Consider the following 12,040-nt stretch of genomic DNA (forward strand, 5'->3'; position numbering starts at 1 on the left):
TGCACATGCTAACATATCCAAATAAGATCGATAACGATAATTAATTTCATTATCATGGAAGTTCGTATGTCTGGTTCTGTTGCCGTGACACGCGCCATTGCCGTGCCCGGATTGCTGTTATTACTGATTATCGCGACGGCATTAAGCCTGCTCATTGGGGCAAAATCACTCCCCGCGTCAGTAGTGCTGGAGGCCTTCTCAGGCACCTGCCAGAGCGCCGACTGCACCATCGTGCTCGACGCGCGACTGCCGCGCACCCTTGCCGGTTTACTTGCAGGCGGTGCGCTTGGGCTTGCTGGGGCGTTAATGCAAACCCTCACCCGAAATCCACTTGCCGACCCCGGCTTGCTTGGCGTGAACGCCGGAGCCAGCTTTGCCATTGTGCTGGGTGCGGCGCTGTTTGGTTACTCATCCGCGCAGGAACAACTGGCGATGGCCTTCGCCGGGGCGCTGGTGGCCTCATTGATTGTTGCCTTTATCGGCAGTCAGGGCGGCGGGCAGTTAAGTCCGGTGCGTTTAACCCTGGCGGGCGTGGCGCTGGCGGCGGTGCTGGAAGGGCTGACCAGCGGCATCGCCCTGCTTAATCCTGACGTCTACGATCAACTGCGTTTCTGGCAAGCCGGTTCGCTGGATATTCGCAATCTACATACCTTAAAAGTGGTGCTGATCCCGGTTCTGATCGCCGGAGCAACTGCGCTATTACTGAGTCGCGCGCTGAACAGTTTGAGCCTCGGCAGTGACACCGCGACGGCGCTGGGCAGTCGCGTGGCGCGCACACAGTTGATTGGTCTGCTGGCGATTACCGTGCTTTGTGGTAGTGCGACGGCGGTAGTTGGCCCGATTGCCTTTATCGGCCTGATGATGCCGCACATGGCGCGCTGGCTGGTAGGTGCCGATCATCGCTGGTCGCTGCCCGTCACGCTACTTGCTACCCCTGCCCTGCTGCTGTTTGCCGATATCATCGGGCGGGTGATTGTGCCCGGCGAACTGCGCGTTTCTGTGGTCAGTGCGTTTATTGGTGCACCGGTGCTGATCTTCCTCGTGCGACGTAAAACGCGAGGTGGTGCATGATTTACGTCTCTCGCCGATTACTCATCACCTGTTTGCTGCTGATTTCCGCCTGTGTGGTTGCAGGTATCTGGGGATTACGCAGCGGTGCCGTCACGCTGGAAATCTCGCAGGTATTCGCCGCGTTGATGGGCGATGCGCCGCGCAGTATGACGATGGTGGTCACCGAATGGCGTTTACCACGCGTGCTGATGGCGCTGTTGATTGGCGCGGCGCTGGGCGTCAGCGGCGCGATTTTTCAGTCGCTGATGCGTAACCCGCTCGGCAGCCCTGACGTAATGGGCTTTAACACCGGGGCGTGGAGCGGCGTGCTGGTGGCGATGGTGCTGTTTGGTCAGGACCTGACGGCTATCGCGCTGGCAGCAATGGTGGGCGGCATTGTCACTTCTCTGTTGGTCTGGCTGCTCGCCTGGCGTAACGGTATCGACACCTTTCGGTTGATTATTATCGGCATCGGCGTTCGCGCCATGCTGGTGGCCTTTAATACTTGGCTGTTGCTGAAAGCGTCTTTAGAAACGGCGCTAACAGCGGGTTTGTGGAATGCCGGATCGCTCAATGGCCTGACGTGGGCAAAAACTTCGCCTTCCGCACCCATCATCATATTGATGCTCATTGCCGCCGCCTTGCTGGTGCGGCGAATGCGCTTGCTGGAGATGGGCGATGATACCGCCTGCGCGCTGGGCGTCAGCGTCGAGCGTTCGCGTCTGTTAATGATGCTGGTTGCAGTGGTGCTTACCGCTGCGGCAACGGCGCTTGCCGGGCCGATTTCCTTTATTGCTTTAGTCGCGCCGCACATTGCCCGACGCATTAGCGGCACCGCTCGCTGGGGGCTGACCCAGGCGGCGCTGTGCGGAGCGCTGTTACTGCTGGCGGCCGATCTCTGCGCCCAACAACTGTTTATGCCGTATCAACTTCCGGTTGGCGTCGTTACCGTCAGCCTCGGCGGTATTTACCTTATCGTCTTGTTAATTCAGGAGTCTCGCAAAAAATGACCGAATCAGTAGCCCGTTTGCGCGGCGAACAGTTAACCCTGGGATATGGCAAATATACCGTTGCGGAAAATCTGACTGTAGAAATTCCTGATGGTCACTTCACGGCAATTATCGGACCAAATGGCTGTGGTAAATCCACGTTACTGCGTACCTTAAGCCGCCTGATGACGCCTGCTCACGGGCATGTCTGGCTGGATGGCGAGCACATTCAACATTACGCCAGTAAAGAAGTTGCACGCCGGATTGGTCTGTTGGCGCAAAATGCTACCACGCCGGGCGATATCACCGTGCAGGAGCTGGTGGCGCGTGGACGTTATCCGCATCAACCGCTGTTTACCCGCTGGCGCAAAGAGGATGAAGAAGCGGTAACGAAAGCGATGCAGGCCACGAGAATAACTCATCTGGCAGATCAAAGCGTGGATACCCTTTCTGGCGGACAACGCCAGCGAGCGTGGATCGCGATGGTGCTAGCCCAGGAAACGGCAATTATGCTGCTCGACGAACCCACGACCTGGCTGGATATCAGTCATCAGATTGATCTACTGGAACTGTTAAGCGAACTGAACCGCGAGAAAGGCTATACCCTGGCGGCGGTGCTGCACGATCTTAATCAGGCCTGTCGTTACGCCAGCCATTTGATTGCATTGCGGGAAGGGAAAATTGTTGCTCAGGGAGCGCCGAAGGAGATTGTCACTGCTGAACTGATTGAGCGCATTTATGGTCTGCGATGCATGATCATTGACGATCCGGTAGCCGGAACGCCGCTTGTGGTGCCGCTCGGACGAACGGCACCTTCAACCGCAAATAGTTAAACTAAGTGGTCTGCCATCATGGCATCCTGTTTTCTGGATGCCATCGCATAGCGCAATAACACGCTACCACAAGCCACCATCCCGCCGATCAGCGCGGAAAGGATCACAATAATCGCCTTACCCGGACCGTCTTTTTTCACTGGCAATGACGGGCTTAACTGATATTTAAACGGCGTAAAATTCACATCGTTGACATTTGCTTTTGTTAATTGCTCGACAAGATACTGCCGATTACGTAATTCACCGTTCAGTTCCGCAACGTCAGTAACCGCTTTTTCAATTTCCAGTTTGCGTTCAATACCGTCTGCGCCGAGAGAAATAGAGAAATCGGGGTCATCTTTAACGGCCTGACCATTACTGTATACGGGCTTTTTAATTCCTGCCGCGTTGGCAATGTCGAGTGAATAATTGAGGCGCTGAATGTTTGCATCAAGTTGATTTTTCGTTTTAATGCGATCCTGAGCCAGTTTTTCTTTTTCAAACTGGGTTTTGATCTCCAGTTTATTACGGACGTTTTCTATCGACTCTTTCACCACCAACGCAGAGATATAATCGATATACCCGCTCAAAACGGTCTGCGCCTCTTTACTGGTTGGCGCGGTAAAACTTAGCGTCCAGGAGGTATACAGTGACGGTTCATCTTTTTTCTTACTGGCATTGTCATCAACCGCTTTCATTTTTTCGCTCAATGCAACAATAGCGCGATGCAAATCCAGTTCATCGATTTTCGCCTCTTTTAATTGGTCCATCACATAAGGTGATGAACGCAGGTACTCTTCCAGCAAGCTAACAGACTGAAACTTCTTGATAAACAGGTTAAATGCACCGCCACGGTCGATATTAACATCGAGATCAAGAACGCGGAGTTTGGTAAAGGTTTTCTCCAGGTCCTGCCACTGAATGGCTTCGGCGGGAGTAATAACGGCTGAGCTGGTCCATTTTTGCGGCAGGATGAAAGAGATCAGTAAACCTGCGCAGGCAAATGCAAAAACGACCGCCATGACCGTTTTTTTGGCCCGCCATAAAACTTCGATTAGATTAAGTAAATCAATTTCATTATTACTGGGCGACGCCAGAGGATACTCAGAAAAATGAGCGTCACTTCCCTGTTTAATATTCAATGATGACATGGGGTATAACCTGAAAATGAGTCCAATAGGGGAAAATCTCCACGGCGCTCACTTTACCAGTTGGTGAGAATTATCCGAAGCTGAAGTTTGTAAATTCCTTCCACTGAATGCAATATTCACTCTATTTAAGAGAAATATTCATCAAACCTATAAATCAAACAAATAAAAAACCCATAATTATTTTCTGTAATTATGGGTTTATAGATAATATTAATTTACCTGTTTAGCGTTGCGCGAATAATCGGCCCAATTTTTACAAACGCCCCTGGAGAGATAATATCCACATGCGCACAATCCTGACGATAGATATCCAGCTCCGCAATCCACGGCGACCAGGCGCGTTCAGGACTCATACCTTCCTGAAGCGTGCGTTCAGCAACAAACAACGTCGCTTTACCGTCAAACGGTACGCTATGAGCAGTCGTCAGCAGGCGCACAGCATCAGCGTAGTTGCCTTCAATGGTGGTAAACAACTCCGTTGAAGTACTTCCCTGCTGTGCCGCCAGGAAGGCCTCGCGCTCGCGGTTAATCTCCGCCAGCACTTCCGGGTCCAGACCATTAGCTTCTTTTTCCTGCCAGTTTTGCGTTTCTGGCGGCCAGGTATCCAGCAAGCCAAGAAATGCCACCTGTTCGCCACGGGCACGCAGTCGCGCCGCAATACCCTGCGCCAGCGTACCGCCAAGGGAATACCCCAGCAGGTAATAAGGGCCGTGCGGTTGTTGCTCAAGTAACGTTGCCAGATGCGCTTCGCAGACTTCATCCAGGTTTGTCGCTGTCTGCATGGGTCCATGAGGGCGCGGCGACTGAATGCCAATAATCGACCATTGTGGATCGAGATAACGCGAGAGTACGCTAAACTGCCAGGCAAAACCGGACGCCGGATGGAAACAAAACAGCGTCGGGCCATTACCTTCACGCAACGGCAGAATGGTTTCGAATCCCATGCGCCGGGAGCTGTCCTCTTCACCATCAATAATCGTTGCCAGTTTGGCGACGGTTGACGCGACCATCACCTGCCCCGGCGTCACCTGACGAGCAAACTGTCGACTTAACTGCGCTGCCAGTTTCATTGCCAGTAGCGAATGACCGCCCAGCGCAAAGAAATCAGCATCGGCATCCTGCACGTCACAACCCAGCAACGACGCGAATGCCGCGGCGATAATCGTTTCACTGCCCGCTTTCGGTGCACGTCCCGACGCTTGTGTCTTCAGTTCAGGCAACGGTAAGGCTTTGCGATCCAGCTTGCCGTTGGCGCTAAGAGGTAACTGTGGAAGTTGCAGCAGAACCACCGGTACCATATGTGGTGGCAATGTTTCACGAAGCTGCGCCTGCAATGCGCTGGTATCCAACGGCAGGCCCGATTGCGACACCAGATAGCCCACCAACTGACGCGCATCACCACCAGTGGCTGCCGCCTGGTTAATCACACAGGCGTGGGTAACGGCTTGTTCGACATCCGGCAGCGCCTGCATCACGCGATCGATTTCGCCCAGTTCGATACGCTGCCCGCGAATTTTTAGCTGATCGTCACTGCGCCCGAGGTACTCCACCGCGCCGTTATCCAGCCAGCGGGCAACGTCTCCGGTACGGTACATCCGTTCGCCAGGAGCAAAAGGATCGGCAATAAAGCGGCTGGCGGTCAGATCGGGGCGTCCGAGATAGCCCTGCGCCAGTTGAATGCCGGTAAGATAGAGATCACCCGCCACACCCGGCGGCACCGGATGCATCATCGCATCAAGAATACGCAGCCCCATGTTCCACACCGGATAACCAATCGGCACACTGCTGCCGCGCACCTGTGCCAGTTCCTCGCCAAAAGCCGGATACCAGCTGACATCTACCGCCGCTTCCGTCGGGCCATACAGATTATGTAACGGCGCACCGGTTAACTGTTGCCATTCACGGCATAAATCAGCCGGTAAGGCTTCACCACTACAGAAAACCTGTTTCAACGTCGCGCAACTCTGGCGAGCGGTTTGCGGAGTCAGCGAGGCAACAAATGCCGCCAGCATCGACGGCACAAAGTGCGTGGTCGTTACGCCATATTCGGCAAAGAATTGCTGCATAGCGAGCGGGTCACGGTGCGCTTCCGGTTCAGCCATCACCAGTTTTGCCCCTGCGATAAACGGCCAGAAAAACTCCCACACCGAGACATCAAAACTGCACGGCGTTTTTTGGGCAACGACATCTTCGCCTGTAAGCGGGTAGTGATTTTGCATCCATAACAGGCGGTTAACGATAGCCGTCTGCCCGACCATTACCCCTTTCGGCCTGCCGGTGGAGCCAGAGGTAAAGATGATATAAGCCGTGTGGTGCGGTTGTGAAAGTTGCAGCGGCGCACTGCCCTGGGGGGTAAGCGGGGCGTTATAGCAAAGGCTTGTTAAATTGGGAACATCGCTAAAGCGCGGCAGTTGATCGTCGGTGGTAATTAACAGCGACGGACGCGCATCTTCCAGCATCATTTTCAGGCGATCGTCCGGATAGCCGGTATCCAGCGGTAGCCAGGCCGCGCCAGCTTCAACTATTGCATGGAGTGCCAGGGTCAAAAAGACCGAGCGCGGTAGTGCCACCGCCACGCTGTCCCCTGGTTTAACGCCGCGCTCACGCAGCAGATTCGCCAGCGCCACCACCTGCTCGCGCATTTCCCGATAGCTGAACAGGTAACGCGCATCTGCCAGCGCCGGAGCATCCGGTGTTTTTGCCGCTTGTTCTGCCACCAGCGCGCTCAGCGTGGTTTCTGGAATCTCAACCTGAGTGGCGTTGATCTGCGCCAGCTGCGCATACTCACCTGGCAGCATAATATCGACATCGCCGCACAACAGCGCCGGATCCGCGGCGAACTGGGCAATCAGCATTTTCAGGCGTTCAGCATGCTGGATTAACGTTGGCTCATCGTAACGCTGTTTATTGGCGAGGATCTCAATACTCAAATCACCGTGTTCATCCGGGAACAGGGCCAGTTCAAGGTCATTAACCGGACCGGTTGCCAGGGTATGGGTTTGCGCCTGAACACCAGGAATATCCAGTTGGTAATCAAATACCTTAATATTGAGTACCGGACCAAACAGCGGTTCATCACCTGCCGCTCGCCCGCTGTCACGGACAATTTGTTCGGCATCGTAACGTTGATGGCGACGCATTTTTTTCAGTTGAGCCGCCAGTCGGGTTGCCAGTTCCGGCAGCGTTTCTTGCGCCGCAATGTGAATACCCAACGGTAAAACGTTGAGCACGGGTCCGCTAGCCGTCAGCGCCGCCGAGCCCAGTCGACGCATAAAGATAAATCCGGCGGCATAGTCCATGCGATTGCACAATCGCCCCAGCCACAAGGCTGCCAGCGCAAGGGCTAAATCGGTACGCTGCACACCTGAAAGTTGCGTAGCCAGCTGGCGGAATTCCCCGTCGGTAAATTCCAGTTTCAGGCGCAGAATATCTGCCGAAGCGCTGCGCCCCGGTAAAGGTGCCGGAGAAAGTGACGCGGGCGGCGGCAGTTGACGACGCTGTTCTGCCCAGAATGCCGCATCACGCTGCCAGGCTTCGCTTTCGCGGTATTGCTGGTACTCTTCCACTACATCAGCGAAAGGCGTAAACGGCGAAGCAGGCGTTGGTTCGCCACGCAGCCATGTGCAGTAAATATTGGCGATCTGGCGAGTAATGGCCGGGAAACTGAAGCCATCGACCAGCAAATGGTGATAACGCTGATACCAGTACCAGCGGTTATCCGCAACATGTATCAGCTGATGAAAGACCAGTGGTTTACCGCTATCGACGCGCAAATCTTGTTGCAAATCCGTCAGCATTAATGCCTGCGCAGTACCGTGCGGATCAATATTGGTTCGCAGGTCGATAATTTCTGGCTGTTCGAATATCAGCGCATCATCGACCCACTGCCAGACTTCGCCGTTATCTTCCGTAAAACGCATCCGCAACGTATCTGCTTGCGCTAGTCCGGCAACCACCGCGCGGGCCAGTAATGGCGCATCAACATCTCCAGTTAACTCAACGTAATGCGCCACGCTCCAGGCGGAGGGTAAATCCGACAGTTTTTCTGCCATCCAGATGCCGGGCTGTGCGGCGACCAAAGGTAAATGCTGGCTCATTGTGCCTCCTGCAACTGGGTGAAATTGGCCGGTGTCAGAGTACGCCAGTGGACTTCCAGCCACTGCTGGCAGGACGCCTGTGACTGCGGCTGACACACAATGTCCCAGCCTGCCGATAAGAGGCATTGTTGCGGCCACAGACTGAATTGCCCCTGCGCATTGCGCAAAATGTAAAACGCTCCCTGCGGATCATCGAAGGGATTACTGAATGCCATACTCAACTCCTGTCATGGAAAAGTGGTTGCCAGAGGTCGATTAACCCCTGCATCAAGCCACCGCGCCAACAAAGCGCATCATGTCCGCCGTCAACCTGACGCCAGAAAATGGATTCTTTTATAGGGTGCAATTGCGCATACAGCGCCTGATTGGCCCGCATGATCATCGGCTCGCGAATACCCGCTTCCAGCACAATGCGCAGACCTTCGGCGCTAACTTCACCAGCTTTTAGCTTTTCAAGTAACACGCCCTCTTGCTGCCCGTCCCGATGCGGCCACCAGTACGATCCTGACTGGCTTAATACACAGCCAAAGCGTTCAGGCCAGTGCAGTCCGGCATACAGCGCGGACAGCCCACCAAAACTCTGCCCGGCGACCACGGTGCGATCGGCGCGATCGCTAAAAGGGGCAATAGCTTTCACCAGGGGTAATAACTCTTGCTGTACTGCCAGCCAGAAATCCGCATTACACGGCAGTTCGTGGGCGCGGTGCGTGGTGTCGATAGCGTCGATCAACACATACACGGCGGGAGGAAGTTGCTGACGATGGGTCAGCGAAGTCAGCACAGGCCAGACGGGCATACTTTGCGCCCAAAATTCGCCATCGAGCAAAACTGCCAGCGGACGTTCTTCTGCTGTTACATCGCCGGTGGTAAAAATCCATACACGACGTGAATTTTTCAACCGTTCACTTTTCCAGATAATTTCTTTGGCTGCTATTTCTGGCACTTGCGGACAATCCCATCCCGGTTGCAGAGGCGCTTGCGGCATTTCGAGTGCAGAAACAGCGTGCCCTCGCCCGCCTTTCCAGCTTTGTGGATTCAGCGGATCGGCTATTGCCTGGGGTAATAGTTTTCGCCAGCCTTCACGTAATTCGAGGCGATCGGGGGATGGTGCAGAAAAAATGTCATCGCGTTCGGTGGGAATAAAGCAGTAGCTGCCGCGCCAGTTGGCATTGAGTTGTGTCGTCCACTGCCAGACATCAGTACCTGCAATTCGCTGCATCGACTGGGGCTGGCTGTTCTGATGATGATCGGTCACACCAGTGATGTAGATCCATACGCGCTTTATCGTCGAGTATTCTTCAGAACCTTGGGGATCACGCCACCAGAAAGTGACCTCAAACATTTCGTCATTCAGACGCTGCCATTCCGGGCCATGTTTCGACTGCCACCAGCTCTCACTTCCTACTTTTAACGCCGTCACACCATAACCCCATGTTTACTGTGCAATTTTTCATTGATTGCAGAAATATATTGATAATATTATTGATAACCATTTGCATTTGCAATAGCGTAATGGCGCGCCGTGGGAAGCGCGGACATTTATTAACCAACTGCACTGCGTGTCTTTCAGGATCAAAGGTTTTCGCGGTAGCGGGATGCGTCGTGTTGAGGACGACCATGCCCGACAGTTGCAATTCGTGGCAAAAATGCAGGAATAAAACAATGAACAAGAAGATTCATTCCCTGGCCTTGTTGGTCAATCTGGGGATTTATGGGGTAGCGCAGGCACAAGAGCCGACCGATACTCCTGTTTCACATGACGATACCATTGTCGTTACCGCCGCCGAGCAGAACTTACAGGCGCCTGGCGTTTCGACCATCACCGCAGATGAAATCCGCAAAAACCCCGTTGCCCGCGATGTGTCGGAGATCATCCGTACCATGCCAGGCGTTAACCTGACCGGTAACTCCACCAGTGGTCAGCGTGGGAATAACCGACAGATTGATATTCGCGGTATGGGTCCGGAAAACACGCTGATTTTGATTGACGGCAAGCCGGTAAGCAGCCGTAACTCGGTGCGTCAGGGCTGGCGTGGCGAGCGCGATACCCGTGGTGATACCTCCTGGGTGCCACCTGAAATGATTGAACGTATTGAAGTTCTGCGTGGTCCGGCAGCTGCGCGTTATGGCAACGGCGCGGCGGGCGGCGTGGTTAACATCATTACCAAAAAAGGCAGCGGTGAGTGGCACGGCTCCTGGGACGCTTATTTCAATGCACCAGAACATAAAGAGGAAGGTGCCACTAAACGCACCAACTTCAGCCTGACCGGTCCGCTGGGCGACGAATTCAGCTTCCGCTTGTATGGCAACCTCGACAAAACCCAGGCTGACGCGTGGGATATCAACCAGGGCCATCAGTCCGCGCGTGCCGGAACGTATGCCACGACGTTACCAGCCGGGCGCGAAGGGGTGATCAACAAAGATATTAATGGCGTGGTGCGCTGGGATTTCGCGCCATTGCAATCGCTGGAACTGGAAGCAGGTTACAGCCGCCAGGGCAACCTGTATGCGGGCGACACCCAGAACACCAACTCCGATTCCTATACCCGCTCGAAATATGGCGATGAAACCAACCGTCTGTATCGCCAGAACTACTCGCTGACCTGGAACGGCGGCTGGGATAACGGAGTGACCACCAGCAACTGGGTGCAGTATGAACACACCCGTAACTCGCGTATTCCGGAAGGTCTGGCAGGCGGTACCGAAGGGAAATTTAACGAAAAAGCGACACAGGATTTCGTCGATATCGATCTTGATGACGTGATGCTGCACAGCGAAGTTAACCTGCCGATTGATTTCCTCGTTAACCAAACGCTGACGCTGGGTACGGAGTGGAATCAGCAACGGATGAAGGACTTGAGTTCCAATACCCAGGCGCTGACCGGGGCGAACACCGGCGGCGCTATTGATGGTGTGAGTGCCACCGACCGTAGCCCGTATTCAAAAGCAGAAATTTTCTCGCTGTTTGCCGAAAACAACATGGAGCTGACTGACAGCACCATCGTAACGCCGGGGCTGCGTTTCGATCATCACAGTATTGTCGGCAATAACTGGAGCCCGGCGCTGAACATATCGCAAGGTTTAGGCGATGACTTCACGCTCAAAATGGGCATTGCCCGTGCTTATAAAGCACCGAGCCTGTACCAGACTAACCCGAACTACATTCTCTACAGTAAAGGTCAGGGCTGCTATGCCAGCGCGGGCGGCTGCTATCAGCAAGGTAACGATGACCTGAAAGCAGAAACCAGCATCAACAAAGAGATTGGTCTGGAGTTCAAACGCGACGGCTGGCTGGCGGGCGTCACCTGGTTCCGTAACGATTATCGCAATAAGATTGAAGCGGGCTATGTGGCTGTAGGGCAAAACGCAGTCGGCACCGATCTCTATCAGTGGGATAACGTGCCGAAAGCAGTGGTTGAAGGTCTGGAAGGATCGTTAAACGTACCAGTTAGCGAAATGGTGATGTGGACCAATAACATCACTTATATGCTGAAGAGTGAAAACAAAACCACGGGCGACCGTTTGTCGATCATCCCGGAGTACACGTTGAACTCAACGCTGAGCTGGCAGGCGCGGGAAGATTTGTCGATGCAAACGACCTTCACCTGGTACGGTAAGCAGCAGCCGAAAAAATACAACTACAAAGGTCAGCCAGCGGTTGGCCCGGAAACCAAAGAAATCAGTCCTTACAGCATTGTGGGTCTGAGCGCGACCTGGGATGTGACGAAGAATGTCAGTCTGACCGGCGGCGTGGACAACCTGTTCGACAAACGTTTGTGGCGTGCGGGTAATGCCCAGACCACGGGCGATCTGGCAGGGGCCAACTATATCGCGGGTGCCGGGGCGTATACCTATAACGAGCCGGGACGTACGTGGTACATGAGCGTAAACACTCACTTCTGATGCTAACGTCAGATTGTTGACAAAGTGCGCGTCGTTCA

8 protein-coding genes are annotated in these 12,040 nt (G+C 54.2%); 4 read left to right on the forward strand and 4 right to left on the reverse strand.

Annotated features, from left to right (window positions below; translation table 11 throughout):
- Positions 1 to 66: 66 nt before the first annotated feature.
- From fepD to fepC, 3 genes are read left to right on the forward strand one after another with little or no spacing between them, the layout of a single operon-like run.
- Positions 67 to 1,071, forward strand: coding sequence for a Fe(3+)-siderophore ABC transporter permease (gene fepD / locus C1P89_RS12875; protein WP_005141140.1), 1,005 nt, complete (start codon positions 67 to 69; stop codon positions 1,069 to 1,071).
- A complete protein-coding gene (fepG, locus tag C1P89_RS12880) occupies positions 1,068 to 2,060 on the forward strand; it encodes an iron-enterobactin ABC transporter permease (RefSeq protein WP_000640963.1) in 993 nt (330 codons plus the stop codon). The genes fepD and fepG overlap by 4 nt, the downstream gene beginning before the upstream one ends.
- Positions 2,057 to 2,872 carry an iron-enterobactin ABC transporter ATP-binding protein gene (fepC, locus tag C1P89_RS12885; RefSeq protein WP_000140653.1) on the forward strand — a complete coding sequence of 272 codons (816 nt, stop codon included), beginning with the start codon at positions 2,057 to 2,059 and terminating at the stop codon, positions 2,870 to 2,872. The genes fepG and fepC overlap by 4 nt, the downstream gene beginning before the upstream one ends.
- On the opposite strand, the gene wzz(fepE) is transcribed toward fepC, so the two are convergent.
- From wzz(fepE) to fes, 4 genes are all read right to left on the reverse strand, one after another.
- Positions 2,869 to 4,002, reverse strand: coding sequence for an LPS O-antigen length regulator Wzz(fepE) (gene wzz(fepE), locus C1P89_RS12890; protein ID WP_000096745.1), 1,134 nt, complete (start codon positions 4,000 to 4,002; stop codon positions 2,869 to 2,871). The two genes, fepC and wzz(fepE), sit on opposite strands and share 4 nt — an antisense overlap.
- Positions 4,003 to 4,217: 215 nt before the next feature.
- Positions 4,218 to 8,099 carry an enterobactin non-ribosomal peptide synthetase EntF gene (gene entF, locus C1P89_RS12895; protein ID WP_000077684.1) on the reverse strand — a complete coding sequence of 1,294 codons (3,882 nt, stop codon included), beginning with the start codon at positions 8,097 to 8,099 and terminating at the stop codon, positions 4,218 to 4,220.
- Positions 8,096 to 8,314, reverse strand: a complete 219-nt coding sequence (ybdZ, locus tag C1P89_RS12900) for an enterobactin biosynthesis protein YbdZ (protein WP_000885795.1) — start codon at positions 8,312 to 8,314, stop codon at positions 8,096 to 8,098. Before ybdZ ends, entF begins: the two co-directional genes overlap by 4 nt.
- 2 nt (positions 8,315 to 8,316) lie before the next feature.
- Entirely contained in the window at positions 8,317 to 9,519 is a 1,203-nt protein-coding gene (fes, locus tag C1P89_RS12905) for an enterochelin esterase (RefSeq protein ID WP_000125824.1), read from the reverse strand.
- Positions 9,520 to 9,761: 242 nt separating this feature from the next.
- Between fes and fepA the strand changes: the two genes are divergently transcribed.
- The gene (gene fepA / locus C1P89_RS12910) at positions 9,762 to 12,002 is read left to right on the forward strand and encodes a siderophore enterobactin receptor FepA (protein WP_001034921.1); all 2,241 of its coding nucleotides are present in this window, start codon (positions 9,762 to 9,764) and stop codon (positions 12,000 to 12,002) included.
- Positions 12,003 to 12,040 lie beyond the last annotated feature (38 nt).

It is taken from the genome of Shigella sonnei (assembly GCF_002950395.1).
GTDB lineage: Bacteria > Pseudomonadota > Gammaproteobacteria > Enterobacterales > Enterobacteriaceae > ECMA0423.